The organism is Rhizobium sp. ZW T2_16 (assembly GCF_044987325.1).
GTDB lineage: Bacteria > Pseudomonadota > Alphaproteobacteria > Rhizobiales > Rhizobiaceae > Neorhizobium > Neorhizobium cellulosilyticum.
In genome coordinates this window covers 1,041,445-1,063,565 of sequence record NZ_JBJDRG010000001.1, presented here as the reverse complement: position 1 = coordinate 1,063,565, position 22,121 = coordinate 1,041,445, and the positions used below count along the sequence as shown (strand labels likewise).

General features: G+C 59.2%; 20 protein-coding genes. 11 read left to right on the top strand and 9 right to left on the bottom strand.

The features are described 5' to 3' along the window. Window positions 1-45: 45 nt before the first annotated feature. The 3 genes from ACI3K0_RS05195 to ACI3K0_RS05185 all read left to right on the top strand — a co-directional run bounded on the left by ACI3K0_RS05195 (window position 46) and on the right by ACI3K0_RS05185 (window position 4,266). Complete coding sequence (locus ACI3K0_RS05195; RefSeq protein ID WP_404945057.1) at window positions 46-1,098, top strand: sugar phosphate isomerase/epimerase family protein; 1,053 nt, start codon at window positions 46-48, stop codon at window positions 1,096-1,098. Window positions 1,099-1,326: 228 nt separating this feature from the next. After that, window positions 1,327-2,499, top strand: coding sequence for a Gfo/Idh/MocA family protein (locus ACI3K0_RS05190; RefSeq protein WP_404945056.1), 1,173 nt, complete (start codon window positions 1,327-1,329; stop codon window positions 2,497-2,499). 171 nt (window positions 2,500-2,670) lie between these two features. Then, on the top strand, window positions 2,671-4,266 hold the full coding sequence (locus ACI3K0_RS05185; protein WP_404945055.1) for an ABC-F family ATP-binding cassette domain-containing protein: 1,596 nt from the start codon (window positions 2,671-2,673) through the stop codon (window positions 4,264-4,266). A 27-nt stretch (window positions 4,267-4,293) separates the two neighbouring features. On the opposite strand, the gene ACI3K0_RS05180 is transcribed toward ACI3K0_RS05185, so the two are convergent. The 5 genes from ACI3K0_RS05180 to ACI3K0_RS05160 form a co-directional block, all read right to left on the bottom strand. Beyond that, window positions 4,294-4,683: a DoxX family protein gene (locus ACI3K0_RS05180; RefSeq protein ID WP_404945054.1), complete on the bottom strand. Its 390-nt coding sequence runs from the start codon at window positions 4,681-4,683 to the stop codon at window positions 4,294-4,296. Between the two features lie 97 nt (window positions 4,684-4,780). After that, window positions 4,781-5,704 carry an HD-GYP domain-containing protein gene (locus ACI3K0_RS05175; RefSeq protein ID WP_404945053.1) on the bottom strand — a complete coding sequence of 308 codons (924 nt, stop codon included), beginning with the start codon at window positions 5,702-5,704 and terminating at the stop codon, window positions 4,781-4,783. Window positions 5,705-5,951: 247 nt separating this feature from the next. Continuing rightward, window positions 5,952-7,271, bottom strand: coding sequence for a c-type cytochrome (locus ACI3K0_RS05170; RefSeq protein ID WP_404945052.1), 1,320 nt, complete (start codon window positions 7,269-7,271; stop codon window positions 5,952-5,954). An 11-nt stretch (window positions 7,272-7,282) separates the two neighbouring features. Next, on the bottom strand, window positions 7,283-9,052 hold the full coding sequence (locus ACI3K0_RS05165; protein WP_404945051.1) for a GMC family oxidoreductase: 1,770 nt from the start codon (window positions 9,050-9,052) through the stop codon (window positions 7,283-7,285). A 5-nt stretch (window positions 9,053-9,057) separates the two neighbouring features. Next, window positions 9,058-9,759 (bottom strand): gluconate 2-dehydrogenase subunit 3 family protein, encoded by a 702-nt coding sequence (locus ACI3K0_RS05160; RefSeq protein WP_404945050.1) that lies wholly within the window; start codon window positions 9,757-9,759, stop codon window positions 9,058-9,060. Window positions 9,760-10,211: 452 nt separating this feature from the next. Here ACI3K0_RS05160 and ACI3K0_RS05155 point away from each other — a divergent pair, with 452 nt between their 5' ends. The 6 genes from ACI3K0_RS05155 to ACI3K0_RS05130 all read left to right on the top strand — a co-directional run bounded on the left by ACI3K0_RS05155 (window position 10,212) and on the right by ACI3K0_RS05130 (window position 17,624). Next, a complete protein-coding gene (locus tag ACI3K0_RS05155; protein ID WP_404945049.1) occupies window positions 10,212-11,585 on the top strand; it encodes a GH1 family beta-glucosidase in 1,374 nt (457 codons plus the stop codon). A 334-nt stretch (window positions 11,586-11,919) separates the two neighbouring features. Beyond that, window positions 11,920-12,954 (top strand): methionine ABC transporter ATP-binding protein, encoded by a 1,035-nt coding sequence (locus ACI3K0_RS05150; RefSeq protein WP_404945122.1) that lies wholly within the window; start codon window positions 11,920-11,922, stop codon window positions 12,952-12,954. Continuing rightward, a complete protein-coding gene (locus ACI3K0_RS05145) occupies window positions 12,944-13,612 on the top strand; it encodes a methionine ABC transporter permease (RefSeq protein WP_148143316.1) in 669 nt (222 codons plus the stop codon). Before ACI3K0_RS05150 ends, ACI3K0_RS05145 begins: the two co-directional genes overlap by 11 nt. Before the next feature lie 21 nt (window positions 13,613-13,633). Further along, the gene (locus ACI3K0_RS05140; protein WP_404945048.1) at window positions 13,634-14,413 is read left to right on the top strand and encodes a MetQ/NlpA family ABC transporter substrate-binding protein; all 780 of its coding nucleotides are present in this window, start codon (window positions 13,634-13,636) and stop codon (window positions 14,411-14,413) included. A gap of 86 nt (window positions 14,414-14,499) precedes the next feature. Beyond that, window positions 14,500-15,276 carry a MetQ/NlpA family ABC transporter substrate-binding protein gene (locus tag ACI3K0_RS05135; protein WP_148143321.1) on the top strand — a complete coding sequence of 259 codons (777 nt, stop codon included), beginning with the start codon at window positions 14,500-14,502 and terminating at the stop codon, window positions 15,274-15,276. Window positions 15,277-15,425: 149 nt separating this feature from the next. Then, a complete protein-coding gene (locus ACI3K0_RS05130) occupies window positions 15,426-17,624 on the top strand; it encodes an EAL domain-containing protein (protein ID WP_404945047.1) in 2,199 nt (732 codons plus the stop codon). Between the two features lie 16 nt (window positions 17,625-17,640). Here ACI3K0_RS05130 and ACI3K0_RS05125 read toward each other — a convergent pair whose 3' ends face one another. From ACI3K0_RS05125 to ACI3K0_RS05110, 4 genes are read right to left on the bottom strand one after another with little or no spacing between them, the layout of a single operon-like run. Then, entirely contained in the window at window positions 17,641-17,961 is a 321-nt protein-coding gene (locus tag ACI3K0_RS05125; protein WP_206823174.1) for a low molecular weight protein tyrosine phosphatase family protein, read from the bottom strand. Between the two features lie 11 nt (window positions 17,962-17,972). Next, the gene (locus ACI3K0_RS05120) at window positions 17,973-18,929 is read right to left on the bottom strand and encodes a rhodanese-related sulfurtransferase (RefSeq protein ID WP_148143329.1); all 957 of its coding nucleotides are present in this window, start codon (window positions 18,927-18,929) and stop codon (window positions 17,973-17,975) included. A 17-nt stretch (window positions 18,930-18,946) separates the two neighbouring features. Beyond that, the gene (locus tag ACI3K0_RS05115) at window positions 18,947-19,933 is read right to left on the bottom strand and encodes a CHAD domain-containing protein (RefSeq protein ID WP_404945046.1); all 987 of its coding nucleotides are present in this window, start codon (window positions 19,931-19,933) and stop codon (window positions 18,947-18,949) included. Continuing rightward, the gene (locus ACI3K0_RS05110) at window positions 19,908-20,405 is read right to left on the bottom strand and encodes a CYTH domain-containing protein (protein WP_404945045.1); all 498 of its coding nucleotides are present in this window, start codon (window positions 20,403-20,405) and stop codon (window positions 19,908-19,910) included. Before ACI3K0_RS05110 ends, ACI3K0_RS05115 begins: the two co-directional genes overlap by 26 nt. 155 nt (window positions 20,406-20,560) lie before the next feature. Here ACI3K0_RS05110 and ACI3K0_RS05105 point away from each other — a divergent pair, with 155 nt between their 5' ends. After that, complete coding sequence (locus ACI3K0_RS05105) at window positions 20,561-21,199, top strand: 2-dehydro-3-deoxy-phosphogluconate aldolase (RefSeq protein WP_404945044.1); 639 nt, start codon at window positions 20,561-20,563, stop codon at window positions 21,197-21,199. A gap of 120 nt (window positions 21,200-21,319) precedes the next feature. Then, window positions 21,320-22,057, top strand: coding sequence for a tellurite resistance TerB family protein (locus tag ACI3K0_RS05100; protein ID WP_148143340.1), 738 nt, complete (start codon window positions 21,320-21,322; stop codon window positions 22,055-22,057). Window positions 22,058-22,121 lie beyond the last annotated feature (64 nt).

The window sequence follows — 22,121 nt, the reverse complement described above, 5'->3', positions numbered from 1 at the left end:
CGCGCTCGTACCATGTTCTGAATTGTATAAGCGGAGGAATTTTTCATGAAGACGATCAAGGGACCCGGCATCTTTCTCGGGCAGTTCGCGGGTGATTCAGCGCCGTTCAATACCTGGGACGGGATCACCAAATGGGCGGCGGACAAGGGATATATCGGCGTGCAGGTGCCGACCTGGGCGAGCCAGCTGATCGACTTGAAAAAAGCTTCGACCTCCAAGGATTATTGCGACGAACTGGCCGGCAAGGCGCGGGAAAACGGTGTCGAGATCACCGAACTCTCCACCCATCTTCAGGGCCAGCTGGTGGCCGTGCATCCGGCCTATGACGAAGTGTTCGACGGCTTTGCCGCCCCGGAAGTGCGCGGCAATCCGAAGGCGCGGCAGGAATGGGCGGTCGAACAGGTCAAGATGGCGATCACCGCCTCAAGGCATCTAGGCATCAAGGCGCATGCGACCTTTTCCGGCGCGCTTGTCTGGCCCTATCTCTATCCGTTCCCGCAGCGCCCGGCCGGGCTGGTGGAAACCGCTTTCGATGAGCTGGCGAAACGCTGGACACCGATTTTGAACCATGCCGACGAAAATGGCGTCGATGTTTGCTACGAGATCCATCCGAGCGAAGATCTGCATGACGGCATCACCTTCGAGATGTTCCTGGAACGGGTGAAAAACCATCCGCGCGCCAACATGCTCTACGACCCATCGCATTATGTGCTGCAGTGCCTCGATTATCTCGACAACATCGATATCTACAAGGACCGGATCAAGATGTTCCACGTCAAGGATGCGGAATTCAATCCGACCGGCCGGCAGGGCGTTTATGGCGGTTTCCAGAGCTGGGTCAACCGCGCCGGCCGCTTCCGCTCACCGGGTGACGGGCAGGTGGATTTTGGCGCGATCTTCTCCAAGATGGCCGCCAACGATTTCGACGGCTGGGCCGTGGTCGAGTGGGAATGCGCGCTGAAACACCCGGAAGATGGAGCGCGGGAAGGGGCGGAATTCGTCAAGGCGCATATCATCTGCGTCACCGAACACGCGTTCGACGATTTTGCCGCGGGCGGTACGGACGAGGCGGCCAACAGGCGGATGTTGGGGTTGTAAGGGGAAGTTGGCTTTATCGGCTGATGCATGCCCTAAGTTACCAATTTCAAGATGCCCCTCACCCTAACCCTCTCCCCGTAATGACGGGGAGAGGGGACGTGGCCCACGATGTCTCCTCGATTGAGGCAAGGCGGTGCGGCATCGTCCTTCTCCCCGCGAGCGGGGAGAAGGTGGCGGCAGCCGGATGAGGGGCAACCACCGCGGCAGAACATTTCAAGGAGAATTTTCATGGCAATCGAAGGAAAACAGGAAGATACGCGCGAGCCGCGTATCCGGCTCGGCATGGTGGGTGGAGGTTCTGGCGCTTTCATCGGTGCTGTTCATCGCATGGCAGCAAGGCTAGACGACCAGTTCGAGCTTGTTGCAGGGGCGCTGTCGTCAACCCCGGAGAAGGCTCAGGCCTCCGGTAGGGAACTCGGGCTCGATGCGTCGCGCACCTATGGTTCCTACAAGGATATGGCGATCCGTGAAGCGCGGCTGAAGGATGGCATCGAGGCGGTATCGATCGTCACGCCCAATCATGTGCATTACGAAGCGGCGCGGGAGTTCTTGAAACGCGGCATCCATGTGATCTGCGACAAGCCGCTGACCTCCAATCTGGTTGACGCCAAGAAGCTGAAGAAGCTTGCCGACGAAAGCGATGCGCTGTTCATCCTGACGCATAACTATACCGGTTATCCGATGGTGCGGCAGGCGCGCGAGATGATCGCCAATGGTGATCTCGGCAAGCTGCGTGTGGTGCAGGTTGAATATGCACAGGACTGGCTGACCGAGGCGGCCGAACAGACCGGCGCAAAACAGGCGGTGTGGCGTACGGACCCGGCGCAATCCGGTGCCGGCGGCTCGACGGGCGACATCGGCACGCATGCCTATAATCTCGCTTCCTTCGTAACCGGTTTGACCCTGGAGAGCCTTGCGGCCGATCTCGACAGTTTCGTGCCGGGCCGCAGACTGGATGACAATGCGCATGTGATGCTGCGTTTTGCCGAAGGCGCGAAGGGCATGCTCTGGTGCAGTCAGGTGGCGCCAGGCAACGAGAACGGGCTGAAGCTGCGCGTCTATGGCGAAAAGGGCGGGCTGGAATGGGCGCAGGAGAACCCGAATTATCTCTGGTTCACGCCGTTCGGTGACCAGAAACGGTTGATCACCCGCAATGGCGCGGGAGCAGGGGCCGCGGCGGGGCGCGTCTCGCGCATCCCGTCGGGTCATCCCGAAGGCTATCTGGAAGCTTTCGCAACGATCTACACGGAGGCCGCGCGTGCCATCCATGCGAAGAAGAAGGGTACGAAGCTCGACAAGGCGGTGATCTATCCGACCGTGGATGACGGGGTGAAGGGTGTCACTTTCGTTGAGGCCTGCGTTGCGTCTTCGAAACGGAACGGCGCTTGGGTCAAGCTCTGATTGTGCTCGGACTCGGATGGCAGGACTTACCGGTTCTGCCATTCGCCTTGCTTTGGTCGGTTTCAGCCGATAGATGACTGATCGTCAGCAATACCAACAGGATGTGTGCCGCAATGGATTTCATCTCGATCGCAACGCCGCTTTGCCTTGCAATCCAGGGAAATCATATCCATGCCTGCTTCCATCACACTTTCCAATCTTACGTGGTCCACGCCTGACGGCCGCAATCTTTTCTCCAATATCGATCTGAGCTTTTCGGCTGAACGCGCCGGGCTTGTCGGCCGCAATGGCGTCGGCAAAACGACTATCCTGAAGCTCATCGCCGGGCAGATTCAGCCGCAGACCGGCTCTATTTCCGTTCATGGCAGCATCGGCATGATGCGCCAGAGCGTGCAGCTCGATGATGACCAGACGATCGCGGATCTCTTCGACGCAACTGCCGATCTTGCGCTGCTGAAAAGGGCGGTTGCCGGTGACGCAACTATCGAGGAGATAGGTATCGTCGATTGGTTCGTCGAGGAACGTATTGCCTCCGCACTTTCCGATGCCGGTCTCGATGTGAGGCCGGAGACTCATCTTTCATCCCTTTCCGGTGGGCAGCGCACTCGGGCGGGACTTGCCGCGCTTATCTTTCGCCAGCCGGATTTTCTGCTGCTGGACGAGCCGACCAACAATCTCGACAGGGACGGGCGTAATGCCGTTATCGATCTTCTGTCGCGCTGGAGGGCCGGGGCGATCGTGGTCAGCCATGACCGTGAGCTTCTCGACGGCATGGATGCGATCATCGAACTGACGACGCTTGGCGCCAGGCGGTATGGAGGCAACTGGAGCCGGTTTCGGGAGCGCAAGGCGCTGGAACTGGCGGCAGCCGAACATGATCTGGCGGATGCGGAAAAGACATTCGACGAGATCGCCCGCACTGCCCAGGTTCAGGCAGAACGAAAAGCGCGCAGCGATAGTACCGGCAAGCGCAAAGCCGACCGGGGCGATATGCCCCGTATCGTGGCGGGCGGGTTGAAGATGCAAAGCGAGGCCACCAGTGGCGAGAATGCCCGGCTGGCGGCTCGGCGCAAGCAGCAGGCATCCGAGGTGGTCGCGCAAGCGCGACAGAGGATCGAAATCCTGCAGCCGTTTTCGGCGCATATCGCTTCGACCGGGCTTCCTGCGGCCAAGAGCATGTTGCGGCTCGATCATGTGAGCGTCGGCTATGGCGAAGGGGCGCCCGTTCTGTCGGACATCTCTTTCGATCTGGTCGGGCCGGAGCGAGTTGCCATCGTCGGGTCCAACGGCTCCGGCAAGACGACGCTGATCCGGGCAATTACAGCGGCGATTGCGCCATCCGAGGGCACGGTGTCCATCTTCACGGATTATGCATTGCTTGATCAGACCGTCAGCCTGCTCGATGCGGGAATGACGATCCGGGACAATTTTCGCCGTCTCAATCTGGATGCCGACGAGAATACTTGCAGGGCGGCTTTGGCCCGCTTCATGTTTCGGGCGGACGCGGCATTGCAGGTGGTCTCAACGCTTTCCGGCGGGCAGTTGCTGAGGACGGGGCTGGCTTGCGTGCTCGGCGGGAAAAATCCTCCGCCATTGCTCATTCTGGACGAGCCGACCAATCATCTGGATCTCGATTCCATCGCGACGGTGGAGCGCGGACTTTCGGCCTATGACGGAGCGCTTCTGGTCATCAGCCATGACGAGGTGTTTCTGGATGCGATCGGCATCACGCGCAGGCTGGAGTTGTCTGCGCGAACAAAAGGCTGAGGGGGGGCCTCAGCCTTTTCGACGTTCTTACTTGCTCTGCATCTTGGCATCGACGCTGAGCGGGCCAGGACCGGCGGCGAAGATATAGAGGAAGATGAAGCAGAACAGGATGGCCGCTACGCCGCCGTTTTGCGCCGGATAGATGCCGCGCGGAAAATGGCCGATGAAATAGGCGAAGGCCATCAGGCCGGAAAGCACGAAGGCTGCATAACGGGTCTTGAAGCCGATAAGTACGCAGAAGCCGAGCACCAGTTCCAGCATGCCGGCGATCCAGGACATCGAACCTACCGGCGGCACGCTCTGGGCAGCCGGGAAATGCAGAATCTTTTGGGTGCCGTAGCTGAACAGGACCAATGCCGAAATGGCACGGAGCAGGCTCAGGAAATACGGCTGGGAGCGGTCAAGGTTTTGCAACATGGGTGTTTCCATTTGATTCGAATGGAACGCTTCATCCTTCGCCAAATATTGCAGCGCAACACAACTCGGTTGAAATCGTCGTGATCAGTCGGAAATCTCAACGAAACATTGAACCCAGTCGCAGAACGAGCTTGCGATCGAAGAGATTGGATTTGTCGTACATCCAGGTTAGGGCTTCTGTCGTTGACCAAGCCTTCTTGTAGGGGCGTACGGTAGTCAGCGCGTCGAAGACATCGCAGACGGTGCAGATGCGAACAGCGGTGCCGATCTGTTCGGCCTTCAGGCCAAGCGGATAACCGCTCCCATCCAGTGCCTCGTGATGCAGGCGGCAGACATCGAGGATGAGATCCGACACGCCGCCGAGCTTCTTCATGTGGCGATAGCCAATCTCGGGATGGTTGCGGATCACACGCTTTTCGGCAGCGTTCAGTTCGCCCGGCTTATTGAGAATAGCATTGGGGATAAGCAGCTTGCCTAAATCGTGCAAAATGCCGGCTCGGCCGATCTCGTCGACCAAGGCTTCGTCGAATTCCAGCAGGACCGCCATCTGCGCCATCAGGCCGGCAACGGAGACCGAATGTAGATAGGTTCCCTTGTCTTTGGTTTTCAAGCGTGTGACCTGCATGAAGAGGTCGGGGGCGGCTTCGACGGCCCGGCGCGCCGAGGCTGCCGATTGGGTGATCTGCTCCATGTCGACCCTGCCGGAGACCATGTCCGTCACGCCTTGGCGCATGGTGGTCATGGCGTAGTCTACCGCCCTGTCGGTATGGGTTGCCGTTGGCTTGTCGAGTGAAGCAAGTTTCGCATAACGCGGCGGCGCGCGTTCGAGGAGAGCTGTTGCGTCGATACGGCTTTTCTGGCGACTGACAAGGATGTCTGTAGCGGAGGAGTGGAGGATCGCCTTCATATCCTCTTCGGAGTCGAGCATGAACCGCCGCCGGGAGAACTCACTGCTCGGGCATTCGACCGATTCTATAAAAAGGCCGGGCTGGACAAGATTTTTCGGTAATCGAAGTATCACGCCACTCAATTCCTCGAATTGTGAGGATATTTGGCGCTATCGAGAATGAATAAATCACCTATTTGGGTGATGCCGCGGCTTTATTTTTGCCTGTTGGTGAAGAGTTTATTAGCGGAGGTTGCGGTTTCGTCGTGGGTGAATCCGAATCCTTCACTTCAGATGCTTTCTCTCGTCTCTGTGATGGGAAACAGTTGCGTGACGCTAGGTGAATAGCTCCGCCACCTTAAGATGGCGGAGCCGGATGCAATCAGTGCGTTGCCGCGTCGCGAACAGCCTTGACATCGGCCGCCGAAACGCCCGGTGCCTTGTTGTGCCAGCCTTGTCGCAGGAAGGTTGCGAGAGCCGCGACCTCTTCGTCTGACAGGCGCTGGTCATAACCCTGCATGCGCAGCTTCATCGGACGGTCTGCCGTGGAGGGCAGTTCCGCACCGTGGAGGATGACGCTGATCAGGCCCTTTGGAGACATCGCGGTGACGAGCGAGTTGCCGTCGAGTTCCGGAAAAGTCTCGCCGGCGCCCTTGCCATTGACGATATGGCAGGCCGCACAGTTGTCGAGATAGAGGCGGGGGCCGAGCGGCATATCCGGCTTGGCGTCCGTCAGCAGCTTTTCCGTCTCGGTTACCTCAGGCTTTGCGGAAGCGGCCGAAGCATTTGCCGGTCCAGTCCCGATCTTCTTGAGGTAGGTGGCGATCGCCATGTTGTCCTCATGCGTGAGGTACTGGAGCGAATCGCGCACGACCAGCATCATTTCGCCGGTTGCAGAAGAATGGGCGTTACGGGCAGTCGCCAGGTAGGCCGCGGTCTGCTCGGTGGTCCATTTCTGCGGGCCGCTTTCCGGACCACGAAGGTCAGGAGCGGTGTAACCGTCGATCTCGCCGCCGGTCAGGAAAGCCTTCGACGAGCTGTCGATGCCGTCCTGCGACATGAACAGTGTGCGCGGGCTGTGGCAGGCGGCACAGTGGGCTGCACCTTCAACCAGATATTTGCCGCGGTTGAACTGCTCGTCCTGACCTTCTTCCGGCTTGAAACCGGCCTGATAGCTGGCTGCCAGCCAGTTCCAGGCGCGCAGACCGAAACGCATGTTGAACGGGAAGGAGAGCTTGGTTTCCTCGACCTTGTTGGAAACCGGCTGCACCTCATGCATGAAGTAGTCGTAGAGAGCCACGACATCTTCTTCCGTCAGCTTGCGATAGTTCTCGTACGGCATGGCCGGATAGAGATGCGTGCCGTTCGGAGCAACGCCATCGTAAAGGGCCGTACGAAAATCGTCGAGCGACCAGTTGCCGATGCCGGTTTCCTTGTCCGGGGTGATGTTGGTGGTCCAGATCGTGCCCATCGGGCTCTGGATGGCACGGCCACCGGCAAAGGGCTTGCCGCCCTCGGACGTGTGGCAGGCCATGCAGTCGCCGGCGCGCATGACATATTCACCCTGGCCCTTTGCCGGCTTGAAGTCGGCGGCTAGCTGGGTGACCGGGCCGGTGCGCTGCACCGGCACGAAGATGAAGGCGAGAAGGGCGGCGATGCCCAGAACGACGAGGACGCCGAGAACGCGAATAAGCTTTTTCATCGTTTCTCTCCTCACACCAACGGACGCGGATTGGGCAGGTAGTCCTTGCGGATGGCGTGGGCGGCCCAATAGGCGAGGCCACCGACCATGCCGGTCGGGTTGTACTGCGTGTTCTGCGGGAAGGTGTTGGCACCCATGACGAACAGGTTATGGCAATCCCAGGACTGCAGGTAACGATTGAGAACCGAGGTTTTTGGATCGTCGCCGGTCACCGTGCCGCCGGTGTTGTGGGTGGTCTGGTAAGGACGGACGTCGAACATGGCGCCTTCCTTCTTGAAACCTTCCTGCAGCGTCGTCGGGTTCATCGACTTGGCGACAGGCTCCATCTTCTGCTTCATGAACTGCGTCTGGCGGATCTCGTTCGGATGCCAGTTATAGGTCATGCGCAGCATCGGACGGCCGTGGCGGTCCTTGTAGGTCGGGTCGAGGTCGAGATAGTGACCGCGATAGGACATGACGGAGCCGTGGGCGCCGATGTTCATCGCATGGCCGTACCACTCGCCGATGCCCTTTTTCCAGCCTGCGCCCCAGGAGGGCGTGCCTGCCGGCAGCGGCATGGTGTGACCGGGCTGACCGTTGGTCTGACCTGCACGCCAATAGGCGCCACCGACGAAACCTTCCTTGGCGAAATCGATATTGTCGATGCCGAAATCGTCGATGCAGAAGCCGTTGGCGCCGGTGCCGATGAACGGGTTGAAGTTCTCGTCCTTGAAGAACAGCGTGTAACCGCCGGTGATCTGGTAGGCGTAGTTACGGCCGACGACACCTTCGTTGGTGTTGGGGTCGTAAGGCTGGCCGATGCCCGATACGAGCATCAGGTGGACGTTGTTCAGCGCAAACGCGGTCAGGATGACCAGATCGGCCGGCTGGAAAACTTCTTCGCCGGTCTTGTGGTCGAAATAGGTGACGCCGGTGACGGTCTTGCCATCGGTCGACTTTTCGACGCGCAGCACTTCCGAATTGACGCGGTATTCAAAGTTCTTCTTGCGCTTCAGGGCATCGATGATTGCCGTCTGCGGGGAAGATTTCGAATAGTTGTAGCAGCCGTAACGCTCGCAGAAACCACAGTGGTTACACGGCCCCATCTGCATGTTGTATTCGTTGACATAGTCCTTGGAGGCAATGCCGCCCGGCGAGGGGAACGGGTGGTAACCGGCAGCCTTGGCGGCGTCGCGGAATTTGACGCCATCCCAGGTCGAAGGCATGGCCGGCATCGGGTATTCGTCGGAGCGGGGTGCCTCGAACGGGTTGCCGCCCTCGACGATCTTGCCGTTGATATTGCCGGCCGTGCCGGAAATGCCGGCGACCTTCTCGAAGCGGTCGAAATGCGGCTCCAGTTCCTCATAGGTCATCGGATAGTCCTGGATCGTCATGTCTTCCGTCATGACGTCTGCGCCGAATTTTTCGGTCACATAGGACTTCAGGCGATATTCCGACTGCATCGGACGCCAGTTGAGGCCGTTCCAGTGGGTGCCTGCGCCACCGACGCCGGTGCCGAGCAGGAAGGTACCGAGGCTGCGGTAAGGCAGAGCCTCCTCATCCAGCGAACGGCGGATGGTGACCGTCGTATTGGCCGGCTTTTCCATCATGCCGTAACGGATGCCGTATTTCAGCTCGTCGATCATGTTGGGGTACTGGAAATCGGGAACGGTCGCCTGATCGTGGCCCCGCTCCAGCGCCAGAACCTCGAGGCCTTCATTGGCCAGTTCGATGCCCATGATCGCGCCGGTCCAGCCGAAGCCGACGAGAACGACGTCTTTTTTCTTTTCTGTCCGTGCCATGGTGCTTAACCCCTTTCGCCGGAAATGGAGACGGGGCCGAGCGGATATTTCACGTTATGCTTGCCGACCCATTCCTTGTAGGAGCCGCGGGCGCCCGGGAAGCCGATATATTTCCACGCCGCCATGCCATGGTTGCCGCCATACATCGGGTCGGAGAAATACCCTTCCTTGGTGTTGGCGAGCAGGATGCCGAAGAACTCGCGCAGTTCCGGCTTGATCTTCATCTCGTCCTTCTGGAGCGAGGTCAGCGCCTTGTCCTGGGTTTCCGCATCCAGTTCGGCAAAGATCTTGCCGTGGGTGGTCTTGCACCAGTCGTCGAACAGCGGGATCGCCTGCTGGTAGATTTCCAGCGGTGCCAAGGGCGTTTGCCAGCCGCGCAGCGGGCTGGCCGCCGGCTGATAGGGACCGACCATGTACCAGTCGGACGCCTTGCCGTAATCGCCGGCGAGCTGCTTGTCGATGAAGACGGGAACGCGTGTTTCGATAGCGCCGGGGCCTTCGCCGTCCGACGGGATCAATCTCGCTACCGCTGCCATCACGAAAGCCCACTCACTGGGCTTGAGACAGTCCGGTTGGTATTCTGTGAGGGCGACGGGTTCTGGTTTCTGTTCGGCCTTGGCCGGAACGGCGATACCGGCAATAGCGGCAGTCGCCGCCGAGGCTTTCAGGAAACCTCGACGGGACGGCAGGCCCGGAATATCTCTCATTGTTCACTCCTTCGTGGCTGAGGGGGACAGCCATTGAAATTCATGTGAGGCCTCCGAGACGGGAGAGCGTCACTATGACACCCGCGCTCTATCGTCGCAGGATTGGAGGTTCAAGGATCGAAAGGCTAAACTTTGCCCGATTTTCGCCTGAATTGAGAATGTTTTTCTATATATGAATATTGATCGCTAAAATTGCATGTATTATCGATTGTATTTTGGAATTTTCCACTCATCTTGACGGCTAAATATCTATTTCTGCGTGTGTGTTGATAGGCATCTGCGAGTCTTTGGAGGCGGAGGTGAGCTACCTGCAGCTGTCCGTGCGGGTCTCCTTGCGCGGCATCGTTGCCCCTGCAAAGCGCCGCAATATCTGTTATTGAGGTCGGCGATATCGGGACGGGAGTTCTGATTTTCGTCATCCGACGCGCCATCATAAAGAGGACAGCCTGCTCATGACCGATCCGAAGATTTTCGCGGCGCGTTTCCCCGGTGACTTTCTCTTCGGTGTGGCGACTGCCGCCTTCCAGATCGAAGGCGCGACCAAGGTCGACGGGCGCAAACCATCGATCTGGGATGCATTCTCCAACATGCCGGGGAGGGTGTTCAACCGTGACAACGGCGATGTCGCCTGTAACCACTACAATCGCCTGGAAGAGGATCTCGATCTGATCAAGGAAATGGGTGTCGAGGCCTATCGGTTTTCGATTGCCTGGCCGCGCATCATTCCGGAAGGTACCGGCCGCATCAACGAAAAGGGTCTGGATTTCTATGATCGGCTGGTCGATGGCTGCAAGGCGCGGGGTATCAAGACCTATGCAACGCTCTATCACTGGGATCTGCCGCTTGCCCTGATGGGAGATGGGGGCTGGACGGCACGGTCCACCGCTTACGCTTTCCAGCGTTACGCAAAGGTCGTCATGGCCCGGCTTGGTGACCGGCTGGACGCTGTCGCGACGTTCAACGAGCCGTGGTGCTCCGTCTGGCTATCGCATCTTTATGGCGTCCACGCGCCGGGCGAGCGAAACATGGAGGCGGCACTCGCCGCCATGCACACGACCAATCTGGCACATGGTCTCGCCGTCGAAGCCATTCGGCATGTGACACCGAATGTGCCGGTCGGGCTGGTGCTCAACGCCCATTCCGTCATTCCCGGTTCCGAAACCCCCGAGGACAAGGCTGCGGCCGAGCGGGCCTTTGATTTCCATAACGGGGCCTTTTTCGGCCCGGTGTTCAAGGGGGAATATCCCGCATCCCTCATCGAGGCGCTCGGCAGCCAGATGCCGAAAATCGAGGAGGGCGATCTTTCGATCATCAGCCAGAAACTCGACTGGTGGGGGCTCAACTATTACACACCGATGCGTGTGACCAACGATTCCGCGGAGGAGGCGATCTACCCCGCCACGCAGGGAGCGCCCTTCGTCAGCCAGAAGGTGACGGATATCGGTTGGGAAATCTACGCGCCGGCGATGAAGTCGCTGGTGGAGGATCTTTACCGTCATTACGACCTGCCGGACTGCTACGTGACCGAGAACGGTGCTGCCTATAATGTGGGGCCGCAGAAGGGCGAGATCGATGACCAGCCGCGACTGGATTATTATGTCGAACATCTCTCGGTCGTGGCGGATCTCGTTTCGGACGGTTATCCGGTGAAGGGTTATTTCGCCTGGAGCCTGATGGACAATTTCGAATGGGCTGAAGGTTACCGCATGCGCTTCGGTCTCGTTTACGTCGACTACGAGACCCAGGAACGGACGATCAAAAAGAGCGGAAAATGGTATCGCGAACTGGCGTCGCAATTTCCCGGCGGAAATCATCGGGTGGCTTGATAAAAGCCAGACGTAATAGGGGCTTAGGAAGAGTTTTTCGCTCGCTCGCCAATAATTGAAATTCCATCCCTAGGAATTAGGGTAGGGCCGGGGCATTGATCTGCCACCAACAAGGCTGCTAGGCCTTTTCCAAGAGAAAGCCGATCGAAATGCTCCGGAAAGTCACCTGTCATCGAATGTGCCGTCTGGGCGCGTGATCGAGCGGTATTCTCGCCGCCAAGAATGACCTGACTTAACTCGTGAGTTTCAAATGACCATCCAACATGCCGCGACAACTGTCGCGCCGTCCGTCCGAGCGGAGGGAATAGACCAGGGGGCGTCTTCCGGCACTCCCATGGTTTCCTTCGAGGGCGTTACGAAGCGCTTCGGCGGTACGGGCGGCCAGCCCGCTTTCACGGCCCTTGACGGGATCGATTTCACCGTTGCACACGGCGCGATCACCGGCATTATCGGCCGCTCGGGCGCCGGCAAGTCGACGCTTATTCGTCTGGTCAACGGGCTTGAAAAGCCGACCTCCGGCAAGGTCATCGTTGATGGTACGGAAGTCGGCGGTCTGCCGGAATCAGGCCTGCGGGATCTGCGCCGCCAGATCGGCATGATCTTCCAGCACTTCAATCTTCTGTCGTCGCGCACGGCCTATGACAATGTCGCGCTGCCGCTGGAAATTGCTGGCGTCGATGCCAGGACGATCAAGGCCAAGGTCGGGCCGCTGCTCGATCTGGTCGGTCTCGGCGACAAGGCCCGCAGCTATCCTTCCGAACTCTCGGGCGGCCAGAAGCAGCGTGTAGGCATCGCCCGCGCGCTGGCGACCGATCCGAAGCTTCTGCTTTCTGACGAAGCTACTTCGGCACTCGACCCGGAAACGACGCAGTCGATCCTCGAGCTTCTGAAGCGCATCAATGCCGAGCTTGGCCTGACCGTGCTTCTCATCACCCATGAGATGGAAGTGGTGAAGACGATCGCGACCGATGTTGCGGTGATCGACAAGGGCCTGATCGTCGAATCGGGCCGGGTCTTCGATGTCTATGCCAGCCCGAAACATGATACGACACGGACGCTGCTTGCATCATCCCTGGCGCTGCCTGAATGGCTGCGGACAGGTATCAAGCATTCGCCTTCGGCCGGAGACCGGGCGCTGGTGAGGCTCGTTTTCTTCGGGGAGACCGCCTTCCAACCGCTGACGGCGCGGCTCGTCGCCGAACTCGGTTCGGACGTCAATATTCTTGCCGGCGGGATCGAGGAAATCGGCGGCAAGCCGTTCGGCTCACTGGTCGTATCCTATTCCGCCGATCCTGCGGTTATCGAGCGGGCCAATCGCTTCTATGCCGAAACCGGCCTTTCCACGGAGGTGCTCGGCTATGTCTCCTGATATGCTTCTCAACCTGCTGCTTAAGGCGCTTGGCCAGACCCTGCAGATGGTTGCCGCGGCCGGCGTGATCGGTTCGCTGATCGGACTGCCGATCGGCATCTTCCTTGCTACCAGCGGCCGGGGTGAGCTTTTCCCGGCTCCGGCTATCAACCGCATTGTCGGCCTGATCATCAACGCGGCGCGCTCCACTCCCTTCATCATTCTCGTCGTGGCGATCATTCCGTTCACGCGGCTGATTACAGGTACGTCGATCGGTACCTATGCGGCGATCGTGCCGCTGACGATCGCGACCATTCCCTTCTTCGCGCGCCTCGTCGAAGCTGCAATCCGCGAGATCGACAAGGGGCTGATCGAGGCTGCGCGTGCCATGGGCGCGACACCGACGCAGATCGTCTTCAAGGTGCTTCTGGCGGAAGCCCGACCTTCGCTGATGGCGGCGCTCACCATGACCCTGGTCAGCCTGATCGGTTATTCGGCAATGGTCGGTGCCGTTGGTGGCGGCGGTCTCGGCGACCTTGGTATTCGCTACGGCTACCAGCGCTTCATGCCGGAAATGATGCTCGCCGTTGTCGTCGTGCTGATCGTACTCGTCCAGCTCGTCCAGAGTGCTGGCGATGCACTGGCCCGCCGTTTCGATAAACGTAACCGCAAGAACTGAGTGTTTCAGAGGGACAAGATAATGAAGAAACTGATTGTTGCGGCCACTCTTGCCGCTCTCTTCTCCACCGGTGCGGCGCTTGCCGAAACCAAGAAGGTCGGCGTGACGCCCGGTCCGCATGCGCAGATCGTCGAGAAGGTGAAGGAAGTCGCCGCCAAGAAGGGACTTGAACTCGATGTCGTTGAGTTCTCCGATTATGTCGTGCCGAACCAGGCGCTGTCGGATGGCGATATCGACATCAACTCGTTCCAGCACCAGCCTTATCTGGACAACCAGGTGAAGGAGCGGAAGCTCGATCTCGTGAGCGTGGCGAAGTCGGTCAACTTCCCGATGGCCGGTTACTCGAAGAAGATCAAGGCTCTGTCCGAGCTGAAGGACGGCGCATCGATTGCCATCCCGAACGACCCGAGCAACGGTGCGCGCGCGCTTCTGCTGCTGGCCGACCAGAAGCTGATCACGCTCAAGGACGGTATCGGCGTGAAGGCCTCGGTTGCCGACATTACCGAGAACCCGAAGAAGCTCAACATCGTCGAACTGGATGCCGCCCAGCTGCCGCGCTCGCTCGATGACGTCGATCTCGCCGCCATCACCACCAATTACGCGCTTGCCGCCGGCCTCAACCCGAAGACGGACGGGATTTTCCAGGAAAGCACCAAGGCGCCTTATGTCGGCGTCATCGCTGTTCGCGCCAAGGATAAGGATGCCGACTGGGTGAAGACCTTCGTCGAGAGCTATCACAGCGCGGAAGTGTCGGCCTTCATCGAAGAGAAGTTCAAGGGCGCGATCACCCCGACCTGGTAAGCACCAACGAATTGCGTTTCCGGCCACCTCCCAAGATACGAGGCCGGGAACGCCATAAACCCAATAAAATCGTGAGGAAACATCCAATGAAGAAGCTCGTACTCGCTGCCGCATTTGCGCTTGCTGCCGCAAGCTCCGCACTTGCCGAAGACATCAAGGTCGGCGTCACGCCGGGTGAACACGCCAATATCATGGAAAAGGTTGCCGCCGTCGCCAAGACCAAGGGCCTCAACATCGATATCATCGAGTTCTCCGACTATGTCGTGCCGAACCAGGCGCTGAACGACGGCGACATCCAGGCCAACTCGTTCCAGCACCAGCCCTATCTCGACAACCAGATCGCCGACCGCAAGTTCGATCTCGTTGCCATCGGCAAGACGATCACCACTCCGATGGGCGTCTATTCCAAGAAGGTGAAGAGCCTTGACGAGCTGAAGGACGGCGACACCGTCGCCATCCCGAACGACCCGACCAATGGCGGCCGCGCGCTGCTGGTTCTGGCGTCGAAGGGCCTGATCAAGTTCAAGCCGGATGCCGGCATCAAGGTTACGCCTTCGGACATTATCGAGAACCCGAAGAAGATCGAATTCTCCGAACTGGACGCTGCCCAGCTGCCGCGTTCGCTCGATGACGTCGATGCTGCCGTCATCAACACGAACTACGCCATGGAAGCCGGCCTGAACCCGAAGAAGGATGCGATCGCCATCGAAGGCGAAAAGTCGCCCTACGCCAACATCATCGTAGTACGCTCCGCCGACAAGGACGCTCCCTGGGCCAAGACGCTGGTCGAAGCCTATCACGACGAAAGCATCCGCAAGTTCATCAATGATGAATACAAGGGTGCGCTGATCCCGTCCTGGTAATCTGCTGCGAAGCAAAATATTGATCTGTTACAGCCCCTTACGCGAGAGAACGCGTAAGGGGCTTCTTTTTGAAGTGGTATCTTCCACTTCAATCTTAACTGTATCTGAAGGAATACTCGCGATAAACTTCTGGTTTAGAGAGGGGTTCTATGGGGCTGTTATCATTCCGTTTCCGACGCCCCGTGAACGTTGGGCGCAAGTCCGCCGTGACTTCGATGCTCGGCGCCTTCGCCCTTGTCGTTTTTCTCGTCACCGTTTTCATTCTCACAGCTGTCAACCGGATCACTGACCACACCAACAATCTCGATGAGCAGCGGTCGCGTGCGACCACCAGCGGTGCCGTTCGGACCTTTCAGGATCAGCTTCATGCGACGCTGAACGACTATGCGGCCTGGGACGATGCGGCGAATTTCGTTTATGCGCCGGACGGGCAGGACTGGATCGTCAGTAATTTCGGCGACATGACCGTTAACAGCGATCTTTTCGACGTTGCGATGCTGCTGGACACCCATCGCAATGTTCTGATGGCCTATCAGGACGGTCATCCGGTCGATTGGGCGCCCGGCGACTATTTCGATTCATCGCTCTGGACACTTTTCGACAAGGCGCAGTCGGCCGGCCCGGAGAGCGTGCCGGAGGCGATCGGATTTATCGCTACCAGCAAGGGTGTTTCGGCGATCGGTGTAGCTCTTATCCGCGAGAAGTCGGGTGCTATCGACGTGTCTCCGGAAAACCGGCGCTATCTGGTTTTCGCACGCCATCTGAATGACGAGAAGGTTGCGGCACTCGGGGAGACTTATGTCATCGGCGGGTTGCATTTCGTCGGTGCAGATGAGGCGCTGCCCAATGCAGTCGAGATTCGCAACGTGCATGGTCGGCTTCTGGCAAAGCTTGGCTGGACGCCGCGCAAGCCGGGGGACATCAGCTATCTTCAGGTCCGCTCACTGGTTTACAGCGCGGTGGCCATGGTCGGGCTTTTCTTCCTGCTTCTGCTGGTTGCCGGAACGAATACTCTCAATCGACTGAAAGCTGATGAGGCCTCGGCGCGCCGTCTTGCGATGACCGATAGGCTGAGCGGTCTGCTCAACCGTACGGGGTTCTTCATGGCTCTCGATGACATGGTGGAGGAAGGCGCGCGCAGCGGGCAGAGCGTGACTATGCTTTATCTCGATCTCGACGGGTTCAAGGAAGTCAACGATGCCTATGGGCATGGTACCGGCGACACGCTGATCCGCAGCGTTGCGGCAGGGCTGAGGATCCTCGTGGGCGACGGGGCAGTGCTTGCCCGGGTCGGCGGAGACGAGTTTGCCATCGCAGTTCTTTCGGACGATCCGGGCCGTGAAACGGCGATGCTATGCGAGCGCATTCTCGGCTTTTTCGAGGAGCCCTTTACCATCGGTGAGCGGGTGGCCGTGATCGGGACGAGCATCGGCATCGCGATATCCGAGCGCGGCAGCGTTAATGGTGGAGAACTGGTCCGGCGCGCGGACATGGCGATGTATCGGGCCAAGGACAGCGGGCGCAGCCGCTTTGAGTATTACACGCCGGACATGGATGCCGAGCGGGAGGAGCGCCACAGGCTCGAAATTGACCTCAGGATCGCCATCGAACGGCAGGAGCTGACCGTTGTCTATCAGCCGGTGGTCTCTGCTCAGGATGGCAGGATCGTCGGGGTGGAGGCGCTGGCCCGCTGGAACCGCAGGGGCTATGGCGCGGTCTCCCCGGATGTCTTCATTCCGATCGCCGAAACCTCCGGCCTGATCGATCAGCTCGGTCTCTTTGTGTTGCATCGTGCCTGCGAGACGGTGAAACGCTGGCCAGGCCTCAAGCTGTCGGTCAACATCTCTCCGGGGCAATTCCGCGACCCTGCATTTCCGCAGAACGTTGCCTACGTACTTCGCCAGACCAAAGCCAGCCCCGCAGACATCACGTTGGAAATGACCGAAGGCTATTTCATCCAGAATGCCGACCGGGCGAAAACCTCGATGGCCGAGCTGCGGCGACTGGGCGTTCATATCGCACTCGACGATTTCGGTGCCGGCTTCTCGAGCGTCGGTTATCTTCGCCAGTTCGGTTTCGACCGCATGAAGATCGACAAATCGCTGATCCATGCGCTCGATCAGGAACGGAGCGCGGTCGACCTTCTGCATGCGACGGTAGCGCTTGCGCGCTCGCTGGATATCCCAGTCACCGCCGAAGGTGTTGAGACGGATGCCCAGGTGCTGCAATTGCGGCTGACCGGCTGTGACCAGTTGCAGGGCTACCTGTTCGGTCAACCGATGTCGGCCGACGATATCGATGCCGTTTTTCGGCGCGATGAGCGCAGGGCGATATTTTCGCTGAGGTGAGGTTATTCCTCGCCATTCATAGATGCCGCGGAACCTTGGCTTTGAGAAGCTCCACGAGCCTTGGATCCATGAACTGATAGTCATCGGGAATGTCAAGGCAGACGATGCGTGTGCCGTTCAGCGCGGCCCGGTATCGCGATTGAAGCTTGGCGCGGTGGGCGCGCTCCATCACGAAAATGATGTCGGCCCATTCGACGAGCTCGTGGGAAAGCGGGTTTTCGGCGTCGTTATTGGTCCCCGCCGAAGATGTCTCGACACCTGGCCAGTCGGCGAAGACCTGTTCTGCTGTCGGGCTGCGCAGCTTGTTCTGGCTGCAGACGAACAACACGTTTTTCACCGACCGGTCTCTCAGCTGCCGATATGCTTGACGCCACGCTTCTTGGCGAGGGCGATCTGGTGCTGCCGCTGGCGGTAGCGCAGGCGGTCGGCTTCGCTGCGCGTGTCGTAGCAGTTGGAGCAGGAGACGCCTTCCTCGTATTTAGGAGAGGTGATCTCTTCTGCGGTGATCGGGTTGCGGCAGGCGTGGCAAAGCTTGTGATTGCCCTCTTTCAGGCCATGCTCGACCGAGACGCGTTCATCGAAGACGAAGCAGGCGCCTTCCCACAGGCTTTCCTCTTCCGGCACTTCCTCGAGATATTTGAGGATGCCACCCTTCAAGTGATAGACCTCCTCGAAGCCTTCTTCCTTCATGAAGGCCGTCGCCTTTTCGCAGCGGATGCCTCCGGTGCAATACATGGCGATCTTCGGCTTGTTGTGCAGGCCGGTATTGTTGCGCACCCAGTCCGGAAACTCGCGGAAGGTCTTCGTATTCGGATCGACGGCACCCTTGAAGATGCCGATCGCGGTTTCGTAGTCGTTGCGCGTGTCGATCAGGATCGTCTCGGGATCGGAAATCAGCGCGTTCCAGTCCTTCGGATCGACATAGGTGCCGACGATTTTGTTGGGGTCGATATCCTCGACGCCCATGGTGACGATCTCTTTCTTCGGCCGAACCTTCATGCGCAGGAAAGGCATCTTCGATGCGCGGCTTTCCTTGTGCTCCAGATTGGCGAATTCCGGCTGGGCGCGCAGATGGGCGAGCAGGCGGGCGATCGCATCGTCGGTGCCGGCAACGGTGCCGTTGATGCCTTCGCGGGCAATCAGCAAAGTACCCTTGATGCCGTTCTCGTCACAGAAAGCCTGAAGCGGCTCACGAAAATCCTCAAAACGCTCGAAACGGGCGAAGTGATACAGCGCCGCAACGAGGAAGCCATTGGTTGTTCCGTCGGTCGCCTGGGACCGAGATGTGATCTGATTGTCTGTCATGGGGCTCAAATACAGCGCTATCGCGCGCCACGCAACGCGGATTCTTCCTCGGCCTTTCGAGGTTCAGCCGTGTTCCTGTTGGTCTTGCCGGAGCTGGTTCCCGCCGCTCTCTCCCAAAGGAGTGCGATCAGGGCGGCCTCTTCCTTCGGTGTCTCTGCCAGCAGGCCTTGAGCCTTTTCCATCGCATCGCGCCGCAGCGTCTGCTGGCGATTGATGATTGCCGCGAGCAGGCGTGCAAGCCTGTCGCCACTGCCGAACAGGCTGGGCTCCTTGTCCGCCAATTCGGTCAGAACCGAGAGATCGTGCTCGTGGCCCAGAAGATCCACGAGCGTCTTGCATTCGTTCTGTTTCGCCTGCATCGCAGAGGGCCAGATCTCACGCAGAAGCGACAGGTGCATCCAATAGGCCTGGCCGCTCTTGCGCAGCTCGTGATAGCTTTCGGCGCCGCCCTGCTTCTCGCATTCGCGCACCGCGGCATGGGCTTTCGCCAGCTGCTTCCTCCAGGCCTTTCCAAGGTGCTTTGCCGTCTTGCGCGGGGTATCTGAAAGGTTCAGGGCATCGAGCGCATCGATCGCTTCGCGGCAACCCTCGATCGCTGAGGTGATCTTGGCGGGAAGGTCATGTTCTTCCGCAGCGATGCGATCCCTGCGGGCGGTGAGTGTCGTTCGTGCCGTTTCGAGCGCGGTTTTTTCTTCGGGAGAGGCCGCGAAGTCTGCCAGATAGGTTACGGTTTCGACAAGGGCGGTCGCATCGCGTACGGACGAGAGTTGCCGGGCGATATCGCGGATCCTGGCATTCTCCTGCCTGCGGAAATCAGGAGCATCCGGCTGGATGAGCCGGTAGAGGGAACGAACACGCTTGAAGCGCTTGCGGGCGTCGTGAATGGCTTCGTGCGGGCCGTCGGGCTGATCCTCGAGATAGCTGATCGCTTTCGAAAGCTGCTGCCGGGCGACGGAACAGAATTCGGCGGTGAAGGGTTCAGACGGCCGTAAACGGTAAGCCATGCACGAGTTCCTCGCTCAGGTCTTCAACTGCCATGTTGACGTTCGAATAACGCCGGTCACCGGTGATTTCCTTGCCTATCCAGTCGGGGAGGGGTGGCCGGTCCTTTTCGCTGGCAATCTCGACCTCTGCCACGACCAGACCGGCATAGGCGCCGGCATAGACGTCCACCTCCCAGGTATAGCCTTCATAAGGAACGAAGTAGCGGGTCTTTTCCAGAACGACGCCGAGGGCTTGCTCTGCCATTTCCTTGGCATCGGCAAGCGGAACGTCATATTCGAACTCGTCGCGGGCGAAGAGGTCGCGGCCGATCTTGATCGTCAGTTTCGCCCTTTCGCCATCCATGATGCGAACACGAACGGAACGATCCTTGCCGGAAGAAATGTAAGCCTGCAGGAAGCTGGAGGATGACGAGGCGCCGGAGCGCCAGCCGTCGGTACTGACCAGATACTTCCGCTCGATTTCCTTCGCCATGTCATCTACACCTGTCTTGGAACATCGGCAGCAACCTAGTGCAAACATGACGATTGGAAAATGCGTTCTGTCGCACCGCCCGGTTTTTTCTCGACAATGACCGTGCCGACGTTTATTTCCGGGCCATATTTTCAATCGTTTCAGGGAGAACGTGCATGGCTAGCAAAACCGAGAAAGTCCTTTCCATCCTCAAATTGCAGCCGGTCGTTCCGGTGCTGATCGTCGATGACGCCAAGTCGGCAGTTGATCTAGCCAAGGCACTTGTTGCCGGCGGCCTGCGAGCCATCGAAATCACCTTGCGCACGCCGGCGGCACTCGATGCCATCAAGGCGGTTGCTGCCGAAGTCGAAGGCGCCAATGTCGGTGCCGGCACCATTTTGAACTCGAAGGATTACGAAGCTGCCGTCAAGGCCGGCTCCACCTTCATCGTCTCGCCGGGCGTCGCACCGAGCGTTCTTGCCGCCGCCAAGGATTCTGCCGTTCCGCTTCTGCCGGGCACGGCAACGCCGAGCGAAGTCATGACGCTGCGCGAAGCCGGTTATGACGTGATGAAGTTCTTCCCGGCGGAGCAGGCTGGCGGTGCCGCCATGCTGAATGCCTGGTCCTCGCCGCTTGCAGGTACGTTCTTCTGCCCGACCGGTGGTATCTCGCTGAAGAATGCCAAGGATTACCTGTCGCTGCCGAACGTCGTGTGCGTCGGTGGCTCCTGGGTTGCTCCGAAGGAACTGGTTGCTGCAGGCGACTGGGCCGGCATCACCAAGCTCGCATCGGAAGCCTTCGCACTGAAGGGTTGAGATCACCGGGATTTTTCCCCGGAGCGTTCTGACAATTTCGTTATCGATGACGCGGGAAAATTGTTTTCCCGCGTTTTCGTTCCTATCTCCCACTCGAAATTCAACCGATAGGAGATATCGATGTTCGACGCGAAAAAGCTTCTCGACCAGTTCCTCGGGTCACAGGTTCCCGGGCGCTCGGGAAGCGGCAAATCCGGATCCGCCTCGGGATGGGCCGGGCAGGTCACGGACATCGCCAAGAATAATCCTCTGAAGACTGCGGGTATCGCGGCCGCCATTCTCGGCACCAAGACAGGCCGCAAGCTTGCCGGCAATGCGGTGACGATCGGCGGTATCGCGGCTGTCGCGGGCCTGGGATATCTCGCCTACAAGAATTACAAGTCGGGGCAGTCGCCGCAGACAGCGCCGCAACCGCAGCCGAGTGCAGCCGAGCCGATTGCGCTGCCGCCGCCGGATTCCCCCTTCAGCCTCCAGTCGCCACAGCTTTCCAATGATTTCGCGTTGACGCTCGTCCGGGCGATGATCGCTGCCGCCAAGGCTGACGGCCATATCGACCAAGCCGAGCGCGCCAACATCATGGAAAAGATCCATGCTGTCGATCTCGGGGCGGAAGCCGAAGCCTTCATTGCCGAGGAACTCGCCAATCCGGTCGATATCGACGATCTGGTGGCTGCTGCACGTACCGAGGAGCAGAAGGTCGAACTCTATACCGCAACAAGGCTGACGATCGATCCGGATACGAGAGCGGAGCGCGGTTATCTTGATATGCTTGCCGGCCGTCTCAATCTGCCCGACGCCTTGATCGACCATATCGACGCCACGGTTTCGTCGGCCAAGGTTGCGTCTCCGGCAGTTTAAAGAAGACACGGAAGACGCGTATCGGTTGTGTTTTGTCGGAACAATCCTTGCTCCAGACGCTTTT